This window comes from Rivularia sp. UHCC 0363, from assembly GCF_034931125.1.
In the GTDB taxonomy this organism is placed as follows: Bacteria; Cyanobacteriota; Cyanobacteriia; order Cyanobacteriales; family Nostocaceae; genus Rivularia.
Genome location: NZ_JAYGHM010000008.1, coordinates 12758 through 31830, shown reverse-complemented (window position 1 = coordinate 31830; position 19073 = coordinate 12758). Strand labels below are relative to the sequence as shown.

Below are 19073 nucleotides of genomic sequence, written 5' to 3'. Positions count from 1 at the left end.
ACCAATTACCAATTCTTATGTTTACAAAAATTTTGGTTTCGATTGATGATTCTGAGATGACTCAGCAAGTTTTTGATGAAGCTGTATCTTTAGCAAAAGCAACGGGTGGAAGTTTAATGTTACTAAATGTTATATCTCCCTTGGATGAGCCATATTTGAACCCTTTGTTTATAGAACCAACTATTCTTTATACACAATTGCAAAATGAAACTCGACAGAAGAGTTTGAGCGATTGGGAAAAGTTTAAGCAAGCTAGAGAAAATTGGTTGCGTTCTCTATGTGAATCGGCGATTTATTCTGGGACAAAAACCGAATTCAGCCTCAATATGGGTGAACCAAGTAAAATGATTTGCGATGTAGCTCGCGGTTGGGATGCTGATTTAATTGTAATCGGTCGTCGAGGTCATCGTGGTTTGAGTGAATTGTTTTTAGGTAGTGTAAGTAATTATGTTATGCATCATGCACCTTGTTCGGTGTTAACAGTCCAAGGATCGATTCTTTCAAGTACGGAAGTATCTAAAACCCAAAAAGTAGAAACTTCTAACTAAAAATAAGTAGTTCAAAATCGAAAATTAGGCTTTAGGTAAAAAACACGTAACTTTTCTCAGATAGCGATTATCAATAATTGAGGAAATTACTAAATATGGATAGATCGAACAAAAAACTATTTTGGCAGGGTTTTTTGGATTTCTTAGATTTACTCAAAATGCACCCGCGCTGCTGTTCTATTTTACGTTCTTTTCTTTTTTTAGTGCTTTTCGCTATCTCAGAGAAGAACTTAAACATTTGGGATCGTTGGGGATAGTCGGCTTTATCGTCGCAATACTGGGCGTTTTAGGTATCATTTCAATCTAATCCTGCTTTTTTGAGTGATACCCATCAACTCATGATTTATTCTCTATCAAAAATGACACGACGGATAAATTGTACCATTTTGAATTTTGAATTGTTTTTCTGGAGGATTACAATGTCTGAACTATTAAATATTTGGAAAGTTAAAGAAAACGAATTTCCTCAAACTGGAACAACCGAAGAAAAACTCAAATTTATTCTCAATTACGCAATTTTAGCTCCTTCTAGCCATAATACTCAACCGTGGTTATTCAAGGTTGATTCAAAAACAATTTATCTTTATGCTGACCGGAGTCGCGGATTATTTGTTGCCGACCCCAAAGGTCGAGAATTAATTATCAGCTGCGGTACTGCTTTGTATAATTTACGCATTGCTCTGCATCATTTCGGCTATAAAGGTGAAATTACAACTTTTCCCGACCCAACAAATGCAAATTTATTAGCCTGCATTAAATTAGGTTATTCTATACCCGAAAGTACTGATAATAAGCTATTGTTCAATGCTATTCCAAAAAGACATACCAATAGAAAAGATTATCAGTGGTGGGATGTTCCAGAATCGTTACTCAAATGGTTACAGTCAGATGCAGAGCAAAAAGGAGCATGGCTACATATTATCAAAAAAAGCACCGTTCGCCATCAAATTGCTGAATTAGTAGTACAAGCGGAACACCAGCTAATGGCTGACCATAGTTACCGTCAGGAGTTAGCAGATTGGATTCATCCTGCTAATTATAAGACTCATGACGGTATTCCCGGTTATGCTCAAGGTATCAACGAATATTTTGATTTTGCAACTCCTTTATTCGCTTTAGTTTTACGAACTTTTGATTTAGGAGATTCTTTAGCAGAACGTAGTGGTAAACTAGTTGAGCGATCGCCAGCAATTGTAGTGTTGGGTACTAGAAATGATACTGATGCTAATTGGTTAGCAGCAGGACAAGCTTTAGAAAAAATATTATTAAGAGGACAAGCTGTAGGACTTTGCAGTTCGTTTTTAAATCAACCCATTCAAGTACCACAATTGCGAAGCGAATTGAGTAAGGTATTATCTCAATCTGGTTTTCCACAAATTATTTTGCGTCTGGGTTTCTGTGAGGAAGTTAAACCAACTCCAAGACGAGCAGTTGATAAAGTCTTGATTAATAATTAATACCGGTACAATCTTTTACAAGGGCATTCTCTAAGACTTTTTCGATACAGTCGCAAAATATAAATTCGATGTTTTTGCGGTCAATCTCTGGTATATCTACCAAATTCTTTTGATTCTCAGTAGGTAATATTACACGTTTAATTCCAACACGATTAGCTACCAAAATCTTTTCTCGAACACCAGCGACAGGAAGAATTTCTCCGGTGAGGTCAATTTCTCCGCTAATTGCTGTATCGGTGCGTACCGGACGATTCATCAGTAAAGAAGCAATAGCAGTTGCGATAGTTGCACCTGCGGATGACCCGTCTTTGGGTACGGAACCTGCGGGAATGTGAATATGTAAGCCATTAGTTCTAAATACATTTGTATCGATACCTAATGATTCTGCATTTGACCAAACATAATCATAAGCAATTCGAGCAGACTCTAGCATTACTTGACCGAGGTGTCCGGTTACTACAAAATCTTTACTTTGAGGTAGTTTGACTGCTTCGACAAATAGAACTTCTCCACCCACGCAAGTCCAAGCAAGACCGCAAGCTACACCAGGTTTAGGCGATTTTTGGATGTGTGATGGTAAAAATTTTGTTCCGAGTAATTCCTCTAATTGTTCAGGATAAATAACTACAGGTTCGGTATTACCCGATGCATGACGAACGGCTACTTTACGGCAAAGTCTACCTAATTGCTGCTCTAGTTGACGAACTCCGGCTTCACGGGTGTAGTTTTCGACGATCGAGTTTATCGTTTGAGGTGATAGCTGCAAAGCATTATTAGGAAGTCCGGCTTTTTCAATTTGACGGGGTAACAGATGTTTTTGTGCGATCGCTAATTTTTCGGTTTGCGAATAACCATGAATTTCGATAATTTCTAATCTATCTAATAGCGGTGCGGGTACTTCAGATAAGTTATTCGCAGTAGCGATAAAGAAAATCTGCGATAAATCAAAATCGCAATCTAAATAAAGGTCGCGGAAACAATTGTTTTGCTGGGGATCGAGTATTTCTAATAATACCGCAGCAGGGTCTCCGTGATGACTATCCATGCCGACTTTATCCAATTCATCGAGCATAATCACCGGATTCTTCACACCACACCGATGTAAAGCTTGAATAATTCTACCTGGCATTGCACCAACATAAGTCCGTCGATGACCGCGTAATTCTGCTTCATCACGCAATCCACCCAAACTTATCCGCTCAAACGGACGACCTAAAGCGCGAGCAATCGAATTTCCCAAACTAGTTTTACCGACTCCCGGAAGTCCGACAAAACATAAAACCGTACCTACAGATATTTGACGCGATCGCTGTTCATTTGATATAGCTTGCTTCAATTTAAAAGTAGCTAAATGTTCAATAATCTGGTCTTTAACTTTATTTAAGCCATGATGGTCTGCATCTAAAATAACTCTTGCATCATCTAATTCCAGATTTACTTCGACCATTTTATTCCAAGGTATTTCTAATATCCAATTAAGATAGGTACGAATTACATCTCCTTCTGCGGGATTATTCCCTAAACGTTTCAAACGTGCTAATTCTCGTTGTGCCTGTTTGCGAATATCCGGAGGTAAGTTAGCTTTCCTCAAACGCATTTTTAAATCTTCAATTTCATCAGTTTCTATATTATCAAGGCTCCATTCTGATTCAACTTTATCGAATAACTGTGACTCAAATCCTTTTATTGGCTGCTTAGCAATCTCCTTTTTCATTTCTGTAAATATCTTGGAGAGCAAACGTTGATTTTTAACTTCTTTACTCAAATATTCTAAAACTTTCTGCAAAAGCTGTTCTAAATTTTCCTCTTCCAAAAAACAGTGAAGTATTTCTACATCTTTAATTATTAAAATGCTAGTTTGATAAGCCAATTTCGACGGTTCATTACATTCTATAAGTGCAATCAAAACTTGTTCAAAAATATTACAGTTGAGTGCAGCTATTTCTGACCAATGTGATTTTATAATCTTGACAAGCTTTGCTATTTTTACAGAAGTTTCTTTTTGATTCAATTTTGGCAGTCGATTAAACTTAACTTCGCAAATATGGTCAAATACCTGTAATTTTTCAATGTTTACGCGCTCCAACCCCCGAAATACGCATTCTATCCCACCTGCTGGCAACCTGATTAAATTTTCTATTGTTGCTAAAGCAGCAACGGGATAAATGTCCTCTAAACTTTCAATTTCGGGATTTTTATCTTTGTCAAATCGCCATTGAATTTCTGGTCTAATTGTAGCTACAACCAACTGCTTGTGACTTGATAATAATGCTGCTTCTACTACTCCAATCGAATAAGAATCGGTTAAAGTCATTGGTAATAGTACTTCTGGCAGTATTACAATATTACTCGAAGGAAGCATCAAACTTGTTTCCACTTTCTGCGATATTTTAGAGAATGTTTTTCCCATATAGTTCAAACAGCTTTCTTGATCGGGAATCCTAACTGGTTTCAAAATTTCCTTGATGTGGATCTTAACGAAGTATCGGGTTTCTCTTGCTAAAACGCTCCGCGAATCGCAGTTGCTTGATGCCGGGGAACCCCTCTACCGCACTCCCTCATCATATAACCAAAACCTTTGTTGTATATGTAGTAAACAATTATCTCTACATTAACAAGGATTTAACAACATCGTTTTTTTGTTAGATTCTCTCTCGAAAAATTTGCGATCGCCCTTTCAGCAATGAACCATAAGATACTGACCGTTACCGTTGTATTTACCGTCGCAAGTTGTCCTAATTACGATTTGGCTACGCCGACCTACTTAACCCAATCTATTCCAATCTATTAATGTTTTACGTGCAGTACTTCCCTTCTAAATTCTTCTTGGTCGCACGGGCAATTTTAATTACTGCATTATTTTTACATCCGGTTGAGAGGACAAGGAACAGTCTTTTCTCCTAACCAATTGGTAAAAGTATTTTCATCCTTGTAATATCGAGGTGTTTGCATTAGTAAACGCCAAACATCCCCACTATCTAATAAATTAAAGCGTTCCGGATAATGAATTTTTAATAAATCTTGAACCATTGGATAATAGTCAGAATTCATTCCCGGAAAAAGATGATGTTCGGTATGGTAGCAACAGTTGAAATGCAGCAAAGCAACTAATTTAGGAACTCGGATAGAAATAGTATTGAGCAGTGGATCGTTAACGCTTGTCATTTGGCAAAGCAAGTGATTCGTATAAATATAAAATATCCATATACCATAGCCAATTGCAATCGGTAAAAAGTAGCTAAACAAAAGTTTAATTGGTTCAAATTGCAAATATGTCAAGATACTCACATGAATCGTCAAGATTGCTAAAAATTCACCTGCAATTGTCAGACGTTCTTTAGCACTGACCTTAAAGGAGGCAGGAATATAATCAATTTCACGATTAAACAACAACACGGCAGTCAGATTGCGAAAAGTATACACTCCCCATGCTGTAATCATTCCCAATGTTAACCCTATGGGATTAACCTCATCAGAGGGTACTAATAAATTCTGAATCCATTTTGCCCAAGTTTTGGGTTGCTCGTATAAGTAGCTGCGGTCAGGATCGGCCAAGGAATTTGTTGTATTGTGATGCATTCGGTTATGAACCACTTTCCATAAGGTCGGTGGCATCCACCCAAGCGCTAGCCCTAACAAACTTATGACACGAATTAGATAATTGTTTCTAGTCACGCTGCCATGAATGAGATCGTGGCTACCAGATATCAAGACCATGACGCTATTACCCATTACCACTGCCAGAGGTAAATAAAGCCATAAAAGGTATAAAGGCCAGCGATCCAGTTGCCTTGCAATCGACCAACCAAGGAGCAAGATTGCCAGATTAATCAACAGGATGACTAACTTACTAGAGTCAGGAAGAAAAGCTTCAGGCGGAAGGAGGGGACGCAATTTTTTAGCATACTCTGCCTGATGAATAAGCTTTTGAGAATCTGCTAAATTCATAATAGTTTATTAAGTTATTTTACGTAACTCTTTAAGGAGGTCTTTGTTTCTGCATTGGGATGTTCCTCAACGAAGCGGATAAGTTACCCGACGTTGACAAAGTTCTTTAGTTTTTTCTAACTCTTGGTTTACCTTTTCTTCTCCAACCAATTGAGTTAGCAATTGTAATGCATCCGCTTCTTGCAAAACTGCTAAGGCATAAAGAAACGGATGCCCTGCTTGGATATTTACACTTTCTGCAAAAAGTGGGATGCATCTGATGTAACTGAAGTTTTCAATGCCATTGGTGCATCCTGCCGTTGCAACACGAACCTCATCAGCATTAAATCACGGTCATCAAATAACCGCCAAGCCTCAGCCAAATAGCACAGATACTTGTTATAAGTTTGAACCCCTACTAGTTGAATAGCTGTTTCTTTGTTGGCAACCAAACGGTCAAACCATGCTTTTAGGGTAGGACGGTAATCGTGGACAGAATGGTGTTTTACTCCAAGGTTGACTTGTTCAAAAACGTCTAGATATTTCTTAAGGTTAGCCAAATCGATGCCCGGAAATATTGCGACTCCTCCCACAAGAAGACGTGTGGGAATAACATCTCCTATCCGACAGAAGAAATGATGAATAATTTTTCCGTCACGCTTTATGGCTTGCGATAATTTTTTGGAGAATGCTAGTAGTTCGTCTTCCCGCACATGCTCTAAGCTTCCTATTGAGTAAATTTTGTCAAAGGATTCTGGCTCATATTCAGTGGTGATAAAATCTTTTAATTCAACATTAAAACCGTATTTTTCCTCAATAAACTTCTTTTGCTCTGTAGACAACGTGTATCCATAGAGATGCTTTTTGTCCTTAGTTGTCTCGTATATCTTTTTGAGCATCGCTCCCCATCCACAACCAAGGTCTAAAATCTTTTCACCAAATTTTGGATCAATCAGGTTAAGTATATAGTTTGCCTTGTTTTCTTGAGCGTCCTCAATAGTATCCGTGCTTTTTAAGAAATCAGCACAGCTATAAAACATATACTCTTTGTCCAAAAATAGTTCATAAAATTTATTAGACAAATCGTAATGCTGTGATATAGCGTTGGCGTGGTCTCGAAATCGGAGAGAGGAGAAATTACAAAGAAGTCGTCTCATGATAGCTGGGGGATAGTTATCAAGAAACCATTCCCATAAAAAGTTTTTAGGCTTAGTAAATCTATTCCATGTTTCTTGAGGGTCTAAGATTTGTGTACTTCTTGCCCAGTACAAAAATCTGGCATAGCTTAGACCAAAAAAAATCATTTCAGGGATAAATAAAAGAAATCTTTTGATTTCCGATAAGCTTCTCATCATATTCTCTTTCTTGAAATGTATGGGACGTGGATAAAATGGAGATTATACGTAGTAATACTCCATACTTTCCGATTGAATTTAAGCAATAGATTATGAGGAACTTGTGAAGGTCATACTGTATCTTCATAACCTTTTGTAAAGATTCAGGTAAATCCAAATAGTCTGATTCGTTTAATACCCGTGGAAATGATTCCTCACAACTTCCTCAAATTATTTCTGTATAACTAAAGATGGAAGAATAAATATTTCAATTAAGAGGGAAAAATGAAGCATAAAGTGCAAGTCAACACTTCTTAAATTTTTAAGGAGGTGATATAAGTGACAATTACATTTCGCAACCGTACTGAAGCCGGACAACTTTTGGCTCAAAAACTCAAAGCCTATACAAATTGCTCAGACGTAATTGTATTAGCTTTACCTCGTGGAGGTGTTCCGGTGGGATTTGAAATAGCAAAGGCATTAAATGTACCATTTGATGTTTGCGTAGTCAGAAAACTGGGCGTTCCACATCATCCAGAATTAGCGATGGGTGCCATTGCTGCTAATGGAGTGCGAGTACTCAATTACGATATTTTGAATGAATGGAATATATCCGATAGGATAATCGACAAAGTTTCAGCTAAAGAATTACAGGAATTACAAAGACGCGAATACTCTTATCGAGAAAACCGTCCTCCTCTGAATGTGAGAAATCGCACAGTAATACTTGTTGATGACGGTATAGCTACAGGTTCAACCATACGTGCAGTTATTGCCTTAATGCGACAACAAAAGCCTAAAGAGATAATTGTCGCGGTTCCCGTTGCACCTTGTAGTGTCTGCAAAGAACTACAAGCCGAAGTTGATAAGCTTGTATGTTTGAAGATACCAGAACCTTTCCATGCTGTTGGTTTGTGGTATGAAAACTTCTCGCAAACGAGCGACGACCAAGTACATCAAATACTTAAAAAATCTACAACAATTGCTAATGCAGTATGAAATTATAGGCATGGGGCGTTGGGGATAATTTGCTTTTAAAAACTATTTTTTTCGCCGATATAATATTTGGGAGGGTGTAGCAATGACTACTAATGCTTTAAACAATATTGAACAAAAAGTAGTTTCAATTAAAATAGGTTCTGTTAATTTGCAAGCAGAGTTGATAATACCATCAGATGCTAACTCCATTATTGTATTTATACATGGTCATGGTGTTGGACGCTATAGTACTCGCAATCGTTACCTTGCTCATGTCATGCGTCAAACAGCAGGAGTTGGAACTGTATCAATAGATTTATTAACTCCTGAAGAAGAAGCAATCGGCTTAATAGGCAAACATTGTAGCAGTAACGTTCAATTCTTAGCAAAAAGATTAGTTGGTGTAACCGATTGGTTGCTCAATAACGATAGTACCAGTCATTTGAAAGTTGGTTACTTTGGCGATTGCACTGGTGGGGGAGCAGCATTACTCGCAGCAGCACAACGTCCGATGTCTGTAGGGGCAATAGTTTCGCGTAGCGGAGAAACCTGCTTAACATCAAATGTTCTAGCTTACGTACAAGCCCCAACCTTACTGATTGTCGGTGAAAATGACTTACCGTTAATTGCAATGAATCAAGATGCATTCAAGCATATTCAAGCATCCAAAAAACAACTCGAAATAATCCCTGGTGCTTCTCAACAATTTAGCGAACCAGGTGCTTTAGATGAAGTAGCCCGTTTAGCAAGTAGTTGGTTCGCTTATTATCTTGGATCGCCTCAACAGCGAGAACTTTTCATTCATGCAATGCCTTGGCACCAAATCAATTTTAGATTTTAGATTTTGGATTTTGGATTGGCTTTTTCCTTACTCAATTGACATTAAACTTAATTTCTAAATTTTGGATTATTCTTGTCCTAAAATCAGAAATAACAATTACACTTTAATCCAAAATCTAAAATCCAAAATGTCCAATGCCCAATTTCCCATTTTAGAGATTTGAGTAATGCGTGCAATGATTTTACAAAAGCCCGGATTTGAATTATCAATGTCAGACGTACCCATGCCAAAACCTAACTCTAAACAGGTTTTGATTCGTATTCGGGCTTGTGGAGTCTGCCGAACTGACTTGCATATTGTCGATGGAGAATTAGTAAATCCCAAGTTACCGCTAATATTGGGACATCAAATTGTGGGAATCGTAGAGGAGGTTGGTAAAGAAGTAAGTCAATTTCAAATCGGCGATCGCGTTGGAGTACCTTGGCTGGGACATACTTGTAATTGCTGTCGTTACTGCCGCGCTCACCAAGAAAATCTATGCGACTACGCCCAATTTACTGGCTACCAAATAGACGGCGGTTACGCGGAATATACGGTTGCAGATGAGCGCTTTTGCTTTACTATTCCTGCTAATTATCCAGATTTACAGGCTGCACCCTTATTATGCGCTGGTTTAATTGGCTACCGCGCTCTCAGAATGACTGGTGATGCCCAAAACTTAGGATTTTATGGTTTTGGTGCAGCGGCTCATATTTTAGTGCAAGTTGCTCGTTACCAAAAAAAAGAAGTATATGCTTTTACTCGTCCTGGAGATGATTCGGGGCAGAAATTTGCTCGCGAATTAGGTGCTGTATGGGCTGGTAGTTCCGACGAGTTACCACCTCAAAAGTTAGATGCAGCAATTATTTTTGCACCAGCAGGACATCTAGTACCAGCAGCATTAAAAGCCGTTGTTAAAGGAGGAGTAGTTGTCTGTGCGGGAATTCATATGAGTGATATTCCATCTTTTCCCTATGATATTTTATGGGGAGAGCGAATGGTGCGTTCTGTTGCCAATTTAACTCGTCAGGATGGAGAAGAATTTCTTACGTTAGCTCCTAAAATTCCTATTACTATTCAGGTACAATCTTTTCCTTTATCTGCTGCGAATGAAGCATTGGAAGCACTTCGTAACGGTAAAATCAATGGCGCTGCGGTGTTAGTTATTGATTGAATAATGAAATTGATTTTTCGTATAACCAAAACATTTGTAGAGATGCTACGTATAGCGTCTCTACATCGTAATTATTCATCATTAGTTACGCAACTGGCATATTTTACTCGTAGGGTGCTGTGACACTTTGCTTAATTTTTAACGAAATAATCAGGTTTTCGTGTCACGCACCAACCAGGATCTTGTGACAATTGCGGCCATTCCCGATCCTATTAATCAGAAGAGAAATTGTAGATTGTTTTAGACCTGGGTCTATCATTTATATCTAAGTTAATCTAGTTCTTCTCTAAATTCTTCCGGATGTGCGGGGTATTTCTCCTCTCGAAAATCTTCCGGATGTGCGGAGTATCCGCCTTCTCCAAGTACTTAAGACCCGACATCTTAGTGTTCCTCGCGTGCCTCTTCTGGAACACGTAGTTCTCTGACAACGCTGGTATAGCCATCTTTTCGTCCGGCGGACAGTAGTACACCGGGTTGTGGTAGATTGAGATCCACGTCGGCTAATTCTTTGAGCAACTAAAACCTCTTTTGCGCCACCTTCTGTTGAATTTGCCTCAAGAGCAAATGCGGGTAAAGCTAACGTACTTAAGGTCAAAAGTGCCGTGAAGGCAATTGCATTCTTTAGTATTTTGTTCATAGTCGGATCTCCCGATGAATCCGAACTTTTATCTATCTATAATTATCTATCTGTCAATAGTGAATTTACTGAGAAATATCAATATATTTATGAAAATTTATTTATCTATATATATTATTAATTAAATGAGTAAGTAAGTGGATCAAATTAAATGTAAAACCTCACCTTGCCTCCGGCTTCCCTCCTTGATAAGGAGAGGGATTGAGGGTAAGGTTTTATCTTATATCTAATTGCGTTTACCTACTTATTCCATTATCGTGGTTTAAAAAATATTTCCTCACAACTTCCTCAAATTCTTTTTCTACACTTAAAGTGAAAGATTTCAAAACCTTCAATTAAGAAATCCGCAGGAGGCAACTATTATGGCAATTAAACGTTGGGAACCTTTTCAAGAAATAGAACGCTGGGAGCCTTTTTCCAGAGAGCCAATGTGGGCGCTAGACCAAATGCAACGGCAAATGAATCGCTTGATGGAGGGCTTTATGCCAAGCGGTAACGGAGGTTCTGCACTCAACTATATACCTTCTGCAGAAATGGAAGAAACAGCCGAGGAAATCAAGCTCAAATTAGAAATTCCAGGAATGGAAGCTAAAGACTTGAACGTTGATGTTACTGAAAACTCTGTTTCTATTAGCGGAGAGCGTAAGTCCGAAACAAAGACAGAAGAAAAAGGCATGGTACGCTCAGAATTCCACTACGGTAGATTTGAAAGGAAAATTCCTTTACCAGCCCACGTTCAGAATGATAAAGCACAAGCAGAATACAAAAACGGTGTTCTTACGCTTAACTTGCCCAAGCTTGAAGGTGAGAAGCATAAAGCTGTGAAAATCAACGTTAAATAAATAATTGTTAGTTATTTACCGAAAATAACGTAGAGACGTTGCAGTGCAACGTCTTTTATCTGTTTTGATTCTTACTAAGAATTTCGCCAAATGACACATAGTACTATTTTTTTAATAGGAAATTTTTCTGTTCCCCGTTCCCTTTTAAATCAAACAGGAATGGCCGCAATTGTCACAAGACCGAGGGAACGGTGCGTGACACATAAACCTTATTATTGCGTTATAAATCAAGCGAAGTGTCACAGCACCCTACGACCAAAATATGCCAGTTGCGTAAGTCCTATCAAAGTTTATATCCAACCTGACGGAGAAAATCTTTGCGCTCCATCATGTCTTCAGAAGATTCTACACCTTTAGGAGAAAATCCATCAATAACGCCGATAATACCTCTCCCTTGTTCAGTTTCTGCCACTATTACCTGTACGGGGTTCGCAGTAGCACAGAAAATATTACAAACTTCAGGAACTTGTCTAATAGTATTGAGAAAATTCATCGGATAAGCATTTTTTAGTAAGATGATAAAGCAGTGTCCGGAGGCTACCGCTAAAGCATTTTTCTGAGCAACTGCCTGTAAATATTTGTCATTTCCTGAGTGTCGCACCAAGCAATCTCCCGATGCTTCACAAAAAGCCAATCCAAATTTAACTTGTGTTGAATTTGCAGTCATGACTTCATGTAAGTCTTCAACAGTTTTGATGAAATGACTTTGACCAATGATAATGTTACAATCTTCAGGAATTTCTACTGCAACTGTTTTGAGTTTCATAACTTTTATAACCCAAGTAAAGAATATTTTAAAATGATTATTTGTAATAACATAATCTTATTTTGATACTAAAAAAAGAATGTGGGGAAGTTGTGAAGGTGTTATCTTCCGAATTAAATTTGCTTTTCCTCACAGAATCCTCAAATTTGTTATTTAATGTGTTTTGTATACGAGCAAGCCGATATAAGACCAGGAGATAGCTATGACTGCGAAATCTGATTTCCTATACCCTCACTTTTCTTATCACGGAAAAGTCAAACCAGAGAATTTAGTGTTTGATGCTAATCTCCAAGAATTTGCTCAGAAAGCAAGCTATATTTGCAACCTTGAAACGAATGGTAAAATTTCGCCAGAAGAAGCTTATCAAGAAATAAAAAAACTCTGGAAAGATTTGAAAAATAGCAAAAAACAACTTCATATAGGTGAAAACCATTTTCAAGGTAATGCATAAAATCAATCCAGTTTTTATGTAACAAAAACTTTGACAAAGGAATTAATACACATGGCTGTACTAAATAAAACCAGCTTCGGTAAAGTTGTTTCGGTTAGGAGCAGCGTGATCGACGTTCAGTTTTGCGAATGTCTTCCAGAAATTTATACTCAGTTGAGAGCAGGTGAAGACGAGCAAATAATTATCGAAGTTGTCAGTCATCTGAGCGATGAGATTGTTCGAGGTATCGCTTTAACACCTACTTCTGGTTTAGCTCGTGGTTCTACAGTCATTAATACGGGACATACATTACAAGTACCTGTAGGTAAACGCTTGCTGGGTAGAATGTTTAATGTATTTGGAGATGCTATTGATGGGAAAGAAACTCTAAACGGGGGAGAATGGCGTTCTATACATCAAGCTTCTATCCCGCTTTCTCAACAATCAACTTTTGCGGAAATATTAGAAACTGGGATCAAAATTATTGACGTGCTTGCACCTTTAGAAAGAGGAGGTAAAGCCGGATTATTCGGTGGGGCCGGTGTTGGTAAAACGGTTTTGATTACCGAAATGATTCACAATATGGTTAGCCAGCATTCGGGAATTAGTTTATTTTGCGGTATTGGCGAACGGAACCGCGAAGCAGAAGAACTTTATCGAGAAATGCAGGATGCTGGTGTTTTGGATAACACCGTTTTAATGTTCGGTCAGATGAACGAACCGCCGGGAGCAAGGTTTCGTGTAGGTCATGCAGCGATGACGATGGCTGAATATTTCCGCGATGATGCTCGACAAGATGTATTACTTTTAATAGACAATATTTTTAGATTTATCCAAGCGGGTCAAGAAGTTTCCGGTTTGATGGGACAATTACCTTCTCGCGTCGGTTATCAACCAACTCTTTCCACGGAATTAGCTGAGTTAGAAGAACGAATCAGCAGTAGCGCTAAAGGTGCAATTACCTCAGTACAAGCAGTTTACGTTCCAGCAGATGATTTTACAGATCCAGCAGCAGTCCACACATTTGGTCATTTATCGGCATCAATAGTATTATCTCGCAAACGTGCCAGCGAAGGGTTTTATCCAGCAGTTGATCCGTTACGTTCAAGCTCTAAAATGTTAACGCTGACGATTGCGGGTAAACGTCATTACCAAATAGCTCAAGCTGTGCGTCAAACTCTGGCAAACTACGAAGATTTGAAAGATATCATTGCCATGTTGGGGATTGAAGAGTTATCAGTAAACGATAGAAAAACAGTTTATCGCGCTCGACGTTTGGAAAGGTTTTTAACTCAGCCATTCTTTTCTACAGAACAGTTTATCGGTAAAGCGGGTAAGTTGGTGAGTTTATCAGCAGCACTCGATGGTTGCGAACGGATTTTAAATGATGAGTTTTCCGAGTATCCAGAAGCAGCACTTTATATGATTGGGGGGATTGATGAAGTTAAGTAATGGGTAATTGATAATTGGTAATCGGTAATCGGTCATTTCTTCCCCCTCTTTATTTCCAATCGCAAGTAATTATGATGCAATTAAAAGTATTGTTACCAACAGAAGTATTAATAGATGAAGCGGTGAGCAAAATTACGGCTGAAGCTGAAAATGGCTCTTTTTGTTTGTTACCCAATCATGTTGATTTTGTGGCTGGATTGGTTCCGGGATTGTTGTTGTTTGAATCAAGTGAGGGAGAAGAAGTTTTTTTAGCAGTAGATGAAGGTATTTTGGTGAAATGTGGCTCTGAGGTGTTGGTGTCAGTGCGAAATGCTGTTAGGGGAACTGATTTAGAAACTTTGAAAAATACTGTGGAACAAGAGTTTCTTTCCTTGGATGAAAGAGAACAGATGACTCGTAATGCATTGGCGAAATTAGAAGCTAGTTTTATACACGGTTTTCTAGAAGTTGGAGGTAAAACATGAAATCTAAGAAGCCTCACGAACCTTGGGAAGATTTTGAGGAACAGGTAAATGTTAAATCAAAACGCAAGTTGAAAGCGCGACGAGAAGGAAATCACACCGTTTGGTTTGGTTTGGGGATGTTTGGCATTATTGGTTGGTCGATCGCAGTTCCAACTTTATTGGGTATCGCGTTAGGAGTTTGGATTGATGCTAAGTTTCCCAGTCAATATTCCTGGACTTTGATGCTGCTGTTTGTTGGTGTTGTTTTTGGTTGTATAAATGCTTGGTATTGGATTGAACGCGAAGGTGGCGATGATTGAATCGGTGCAAACTTTACCGTTAGTAATTTTATTAATGGGTGTAGCTCTTACCCTTTCTATCTTGATTAAGACTATAACCAGCATTATGATACCGATTTTTTTGGATTATTTACTCGGAAAATTACCACTTGAGGAGGAGTAAACATGAATTATTCGATGCATCTATTACTAGCTTTAACTTCCGGTTTTGCGATTGGAATATTTTACTTTAGTAGCCTTTGGGTAACAGTAAGACAACTGCCGACAACACAACAACCGATATTATTAATTATAGGTAGTTTGCTCGGTCGTTTAAGTATTACCATATTGGGCTTTTACTTAATTATGGATGGAAGTTGGCAACTATTGCTTATTGCTTTATTCGGCTTTGTTTTAGCACGCAGTATTTTAATTAGACGTTGGAAGCCGAGGACTTTTTTTAGGTAATTGGTCATGATTTTCTTTATTAAACGCAAAGGGGCGCGGAGGAAAGTGCAGAGGTACGCAGAGGGAATAAACTAGTCTTATTTTTTTGATTATGGAAATTAGTCCAGACAACATTATTTATTGGCAATCGGGTGCAATTACTTTAAATGCCACAATTATATTTACTTGGTTGGTAATGGCATTTTTGGTAATAGTTTCTTGGTTGGTAACTCGCAATTTATCAGTAAACCCGAAAATATCCCGCTGGCAAAGTTTATTAGAAATAATCGTCGAAGGAATTGCCAACCAAATTCATGAAGTGAGTCAACAAGAAGCCACAAAATATATTGGTTTTATTGGCACTTTATTTCTATTTATTGCCGTTTCCAATACCCTGGCAATTATACCCGGATATCAACCTCCAACTGGTTCGCTTTCTACAACAACGGCTTTGGCTTTATGTGTATTTGTAGCCGTACCGTTATTTGGGATTATGAAACGCGGTTTTTTCGGGTATTTACGAAATTACATTCAACCTACAATATTTATGTTGCCATTTAATATTATTGGGGAATTTTCTCGCACTCTAGCATTAGCAGTAAGATTGTTCGGCAACATTATGAGCGGTACCATGCTTGTAGCCATTCTTTTGTCATTAGTTCCGTTATTTTTTCCAATTGTTATGCAGGCATTGGGATTAGTATTCGGACTAATTCAAGCATACGTTTTTGCAATGTTAGCAATGGTATATATCGCTTCCGCAACTAGTACCCAACGACAAAATCAATAATTCTTATTTGTTTAAGCAACTAACTACTAACCACTAACAACTAACTACTAAACTATGGATAATCTTGGTTTAATTGGTATGGCATCGATTGTAACTGCTGGGTTAACAATCGCAATTGGTTCGATCGCACCTGCTTTGGGTGAAGGGATTGCTGTTGCTCGTGCTTTAAGTGCGATCGCCCAACAGCCGGATAAGGCAAACGTCATTACTCGCACGCTTTTCGTAGGTTTGGCAATGATTGAATCTACTGCTATCTATTGCTTTGTAGTAACGATGATTTTACTATTCGTCAATCCATTTTGGGAACATTTTAAAGGAGGCTAAACCGTGCTAATAAATTGGTTTACGGTTATCGCTCAAATAATCAACTTCCTGATACTGGTTTTTTTACTCCAGCGCTTTTTATATAAACCCATAATGCAAACAATCAAAAAACGGCAAACTATGATTGAAACACGATGGGAAGATGCTGAAATTGCTCAAAAAGAAGCACAGCAGGAAGCAGATACTTATCGTCAGCAGCAACAAAAATTACAGCAGCAAAAAGAAGCCATGACAGCAGAAATGGTTAAAGAAGTTGATCGAGAACATCAACAACTTTTAATTAAAGCACGTCGGGAAGTCGAAGAAATGCAGGTGAAATGGAAAGAAGCACTTTTACAAGAAAAAAATGATTTTATCCGCTCCTTGCGACAACAAATAGCAGAGCAAACTAATTTAATTGCGCGTCAGGCTTTGCAAGATTTAGCAAATGCAGATTTAGAACAACAAATGATTTCTAATTTCTGTCAGCACTTACAAAAAATCGATGATAATCAACAACAAATCATCACTCAATCTCTACAAAAATCACATCAACCGATAATTATAAAAAGTAGTTTTGAAATATCCCCAGAAAGTCGCCAACAAATAGCCAAAGCTTTGCAAATTAAAGTTATTAGCGATAATCCTTTAGAGTTTCATACATCACCCGATTTAATTTGCGGTATTCAAGTCAAACTAGCAGCATACGTAATTTCCTGGAATTTAGATGATTATTTACAAACATTAGAATCGCGTTTTCAAGAGTTAGGAATGAATAGTTAGGAGTACTTCGACAAGCTCAGTAACCTTTAGGAATTAGGAATTAGAAAATAAATTTTAGTGGGAGCATCTTGCTCCCTGGCTGTTTAACTATTCCTTACTCCTTCATCCCCATCACCCCATGCCCAATGCCCATTAACCATGAAACTATTACAATCAGTCATAGAAGATACATTCTCAACTTTTGAACAAGTATTAAATAATCACCATGCTCAGATAAACATCAGGGAAATTGGCATAGTAAAATCCGTAGGAAAAAGTATTGCTCGCGTATCTGGTTTACCCAGTGTTAAAGCAGATGAATTGCTTTATTTTCCTTCATCTAACGCGCAAGTAGCTTTATTCGGAATTGCATTTAATCTCGATCCCGATGAAATTGGTGTGATTTTATTAGGGGAAAGCGACTATTTAAAGGCAGGTGATGAAGTTTACCGCACTAGTAAAGTGATGGATGTGCCAGTCGGAGAGGCACTTCTGGGTAGAGTTGTGGATGTTATGGGTAATGCTTTAGATGAAGGGGGAAGTATTGAAATTACTAAGCGTCTTCCTGTAGAGCGAGAAGCACCGCCAATTATTAACCGCGCTCCGGTAACGCAACCTTTGCAAACTGGATTAAAAGTAGTCGATGCTTTGATCCCAATTGGTAGGGGACAACGAGAGTTAATTGTAGGGGATAGACAAACTGGGAAAACGGCGATCGCTCTCGATACAATTATCAACCAAAAAAATAAAAACGTTATCTGCGTTTATTGCGCTATTGGACAGCGTGCTTCAGCAGTAGCGAAAGTAATTGAGACTCTGCGTCAACACCAAGCAATGGAATACACGGTTGTTGTAGTTGCTTCCGGTCAAGACTCTCCAGGATTGCAGTATATTACGCCCTACGGAGCTACGACAATGGCAGAGTATTTCATGGAGCAAGGACGTGATGTATTAATTATCTATGATGATTTTACCCATCATGCCAGGGCTTATCGAGAACTATCGCTGTTGCTGCGTCGTCCTCCTGGTAGAGAAGCTTATCCGGGAGATATTTTTTATATTCATTCACGGTTATTGGAGCGCTCAACCCATCTCAACGATGAATATGGGGGTGGTTCCTTAACTGCATTACCTATAATAGAAACACAAGCGCAAAACATTTCCGCATATATTCCCACCAACTTAATTTCTATCACAGACGGTCAAATATATCTGTCTCCAGACTTATTTCAAAAAGCCATTTTCCCCGCTATAGATGTAGGTAAATCAGTTTCGCGAGTTGGCGGTAAAACTCAGTTAAGTGCTTATCGCGCAGTCGCTGGAGATTTACGACTTTCTTATTCTCAATTCCAAGAAGTAGAAGTATTTGCCCGTTTTGGTACGCAACTCGACGAACAAACCAGAAATACTTTGATTAGAGGACGAAGAGTGCGGGAAATACTCAAACAACCGCAATTTCAACCCCTGCAAGTTGCCGAACAAATAGCGGTGCTTTTGGCAGTAACTAGTGGTGTGTTTGACTCAGTGTCTTTAGAAGAAATTGAAGAGGTAAGTAAAGTACTTTGTCAAATGGTGAGGAGAGAATTACCATCTGTTTGTAAAAGTATCGAAACGGGTGAAAAATTAACCGACGAAGAATATCAAGCAATTTTGAAAATAGCTAGACAAACAATTAAGGAGTAAAA

At 38.3% G+C, this 19073-nt stretch carries 19 protein-coding genes; 15 read left to right on the top strand and 4 right to left on the bottom strand.

The features are described from left to right. Positions 1-17 precede the first annotated feature (17 nt). Together VB797_RS06750 and VB797_RS06745 are read left to right on the top strand one after the other, a co-directional pair. Complete coding sequence (locus VB797_RS06750; protein ID WP_323236897.1) at positions 18-548, top strand: universal stress protein; 531 nt, start codon at positions 18-20, stop codon at positions 546-548. Between the two features lie 419 nt (positions 549-967). After that, on the top strand, positions 968-2005 hold the full coding sequence (locus VB797_RS06745) for an Acg family FMN-binding oxidoreductase (protein WP_323236896.1): 1038 nt from the start codon (positions 968-970) through the stop codon (positions 2003-2005). Here the strand turns inward: VB797_RS06745 and lon are convergent. The 3 genes from lon to VB797_RS06730 form a co-directional block, all read right to left on the bottom strand. Further along, positions 1995-4415, bottom strand: coding sequence for an endopeptidase La (gene lon, locus VB797_RS06740; protein ID WP_323236895.1), 2421 nt, complete (start codon positions 4413-4415; stop codon positions 1995-1997). The two genes, VB797_RS06745 and lon, sit on opposite strands and share 11 nt — an antisense overlap. Positions 4416-4867: 452 nt before the next feature. After that, positions 4868-5953 (bottom strand): fatty acid desaturase family protein, encoded by a 1086-nt coding sequence (locus VB797_RS06735; RefSeq protein WP_323236894.1) that lies wholly within the window; start codon positions 5951-5953, stop codon positions 4868-4870. 227 nt (positions 5954-6180) lie between these two features. Continuing rightward, a complete protein-coding gene (locus VB797_RS06730; protein ID WP_323236893.1) occupies positions 6181-7287 on the bottom strand; it encodes a class I SAM-dependent methyltransferase in 1107 nt (368 codons plus the stop codon). A gap of 318 nt (positions 7288-7605) precedes the next feature. Here VB797_RS06730 and VB797_RS06725 point away from each other — a divergent pair, with 318 nt between their 5' ends. From VB797_RS06725 to VB797_RS06710, 4 genes are all read left to right on the top strand, one after another. Continuing rightward, positions 7606-8265 carry a phosphoribosyltransferase gene (locus VB797_RS06725; RefSeq protein ID WP_323236892.1) on the top strand — a complete coding sequence of 220 codons (660 nt, stop codon included), beginning with the start codon at positions 7606-7608 and terminating at the stop codon, positions 8263-8265. Positions 8266-8347: 82 nt separating this feature from the next. Further along, positions 8348-9085 carry a dienelactone hydrolase family protein gene (locus tag VB797_RS06720; RefSeq protein ID WP_323236891.1) on the top strand — a complete coding sequence of 246 codons (738 nt, stop codon included), beginning with the start codon at positions 8348-8350 and terminating at the stop codon, positions 9083-9085. A gap of 166 nt (positions 9086-9251) precedes the next feature. Then, positions 9252-10238 (top strand): zinc-dependent alcohol dehydrogenase family protein, encoded by a 987-nt coding sequence (locus VB797_RS06715; protein ID WP_323236890.1) that lies wholly within the window; start codon positions 9252-9254, stop codon positions 10236-10238. A 999-nt stretch (positions 10239-11237) separates the two neighbouring features. Then, entirely contained in the window at positions 11238-11717 is a 480-nt protein-coding gene (locus VB797_RS06710; protein ID WP_323236889.1) for an Hsp20/alpha crystallin family protein, read from the top strand. Between the two features lie 283 nt (positions 11718-12000). Here VB797_RS06710 and VB797_RS06705 read toward each other — a convergent pair whose 3' ends face one another. Then, positions 12001-12483 (bottom strand): adenosine-specific kinase, encoded by a 483-nt coding sequence (locus VB797_RS06705; protein ID WP_323236888.1) that lies wholly within the window; start codon positions 12481-12483, stop codon positions 12001-12003. A gap of 202 nt (positions 12484-12685) precedes the next feature. On the opposite strand from VB797_RS06705, the gene VB797_RS06700 reads away from it, so the two are divergent. From VB797_RS06700 to VB797_RS06660, 9 genes are all read left to right on the top strand, one after another. Further along, on the top strand, positions 12686-12934 hold the full coding sequence (locus VB797_RS06700; RefSeq protein WP_323236887.1) for a hypothetical protein: 249 nt from the start codon (positions 12686-12688) through the stop codon (positions 12932-12934). 51 nt (positions 12935-12985) lie between these two features. Next, positions 12986-14365, top strand: coding sequence for a F0F1 ATP synthase subunit beta (gene atpD, locus VB797_RS06695; protein WP_323236886.1), 1380 nt, complete (start codon positions 12986-12988; stop codon positions 14363-14365). A 71-nt stretch (positions 14366-14436) separates the two neighbouring features. After that, positions 14437-14829: a F0F1 ATP synthase subunit epsilon gene (locus VB797_RS06690; protein WP_323236885.1), complete on the top strand. Its 393-nt coding sequence runs from the start codon at positions 14437-14439 to the stop codon at positions 14827-14829. Beyond that, positions 14826-15128, top strand: a complete 303-nt coding sequence (locus VB797_RS06685) for an AtpZ/AtpI family protein (RefSeq protein ID WP_323236884.1) — start codon at positions 14826-14828, stop codon at positions 15126-15128. Before VB797_RS06690 ends, VB797_RS06685 begins: the two co-directional genes overlap by 4 nt. 144 nt (positions 15129-15272) lie before the next feature. Continuing rightward, positions 15273-15554, top strand: a complete 282-nt coding sequence (locus tag VB797_RS06680) for an ATP synthase subunit I (protein ID WP_323236883.1) — start codon at positions 15273-15275, stop codon at positions 15552-15554. Between the two features lie 91 nt (positions 15555-15645). Next, the gene (locus VB797_RS06675; RefSeq protein ID WP_323236882.1) at positions 15646-16323 is read left to right on the top strand and encodes a F0F1 ATP synthase subunit A; all 678 of its coding nucleotides are present in this window, start codon (positions 15646-15648) and stop codon (positions 16321-16323) included. Between the two features lie 54 nt (positions 16324-16377). Then, the gene (locus VB797_RS06670; RefSeq protein ID WP_323236881.1) at positions 16378-16647 is read left to right on the top strand and encodes a F0F1 ATP synthase subunit C; all 270 of its coding nucleotides are present in this window, start codon (positions 16378-16380) and stop codon (positions 16645-16647) included. A 3-nt stretch (positions 16648-16650) separates the two neighbouring features. Next, positions 16651-17409: a F0F1 ATP synthase subunit B gene (locus tag VB797_RS06665; RefSeq protein WP_323236880.1), complete on the top strand. Its 759-nt coding sequence runs from the start codon at positions 16651-16653 to the stop codon at positions 17407-17409. 138 nt (positions 17410-17547) lie between these two features. After that, entirely contained in the window at positions 17548-19071 is a 1524-nt protein-coding gene (locus tag VB797_RS06660; RefSeq protein WP_323236879.1) for an alternate F1F0 ATPase, F1 subunit alpha, read from the top strand. The last annotated feature ends 2 nt before the right edge of the window (positions 19072-19073 follow it).

What these genes read in the sequence shown, in the direction of transcription:
- VB797_RS06750 (WP_323236897.1), top strand. Translation starts at nt 18, where the DNA reads ATGTTTACAAAAATTTTGGTTTCGATTGATGATTCTGAGATGACTCAG.
- VB797_RS06745 (WP_323236896.1), top strand. Translation starts at nt 968, where the DNA reads ATGTCTGAACTATTAAATATTTGGAAAGTTAAAGAAAACGAATTTCCT.
- lon (WP_323236895.1), bottom strand. Translation starts at nt 4,415, where the DNA reads ATGGGAAAAACATTCTCTAAAATATCGCAGAAAGTGGAAACAAGTTTG.
- VB797_RS06735 (WP_323236894.1), bottom strand. Translation starts at nt 5,953, where the DNA reads ATGAATTTAGCAGATTCTCAAAAGCTTATTCATCAGGCAGAGTATGCT.
- VB797_RS06730 (WP_323236893.1), bottom strand. Translation starts at nt 7,287, where the DNA reads ATGATGAGAAGCTTATCGGAAATCAAAAGATTTCTTTTATTTATCCCT.
- VB797_RS06720 (WP_323236891.1), top strand. Translation starts at nt 8,348, where the DNA reads ATGACTACTAATGCTTTAAACAATATTGAACAAAAAGTAGTTTCAATT.
- VB797_RS06715 (WP_323236890.1), top strand. Translation starts at nt 9,252, where the DNA reads ATGCGTGCAATGATTTTACAAAAGCCCGGATTTGAATTATCAATGTCA.
- VB797_RS06710 (WP_323236889.1), top strand. Translation starts at nt 11,238, where the DNA reads ATGGCAATTAAACGTTGGGAACCTTTTCAAGAAATAGAACGCTGGGAG.
- VB797_RS06705 (WP_323236888.1), bottom strand. Translation starts at nt 12,483, where the DNA reads ATGAAACTCAAAACAGTTGCAGTAGAAATTCCTGAAGATTGTAACATT.
- VB797_RS06700 (WP_323236887.1), top strand. Translation starts at nt 12,686, where the DNA reads ATGACTGCGAAATCTGATTTCCTATACCCTCACTTTTCTTATCACGGA.
- atpD (WP_323236886.1), top strand. Translation starts at nt 12,986, where the DNA reads ATGGCTGTACTAAATAAAACCAGCTTCGGTAAAGTTGTTTCGGTTAGG.
- VB797_RS06690 (WP_323236885.1), top strand. Translation starts at nt 14,437, where the DNA reads ATGATGCAATTAAAAGTATTGTTACCAACAGAAGTATTAATAGATGAA.
- VB797_RS06685 (WP_323236884.1), top strand. Translation starts at nt 14,826, where the DNA reads ATGAAATCTAAGAAGCCTCACGAACCTTGGGAAGATTTTGAGGAACAG.
- VB797_RS06680 (WP_323236883.1), top strand. Translation starts at nt 15,273, where the DNA reads ATGAATTATTCGATGCATCTATTACTAGCTTTAACTTCCGGTTTTGCG.
- VB797_RS06675 (WP_323236882.1), top strand. Translation starts at nt 15,646, where the DNA reads ATGGAAATTAGTCCAGACAACATTATTTATTGGCAATCGGGTGCAATT.
- VB797_RS06670 (WP_323236881.1), top strand. Translation starts at nt 16,378, where the DNA reads ATGGATAATCTTGGTTTAATTGGTATGGCATCGATTGTAACTGCTGGG.
- VB797_RS06660 (WP_323236879.1), top strand. Translation starts at nt 17,548, where the DNA reads ATGAAACTATTACAATCAGTCATAGAAGATACATTCTCAACTTTTGAA.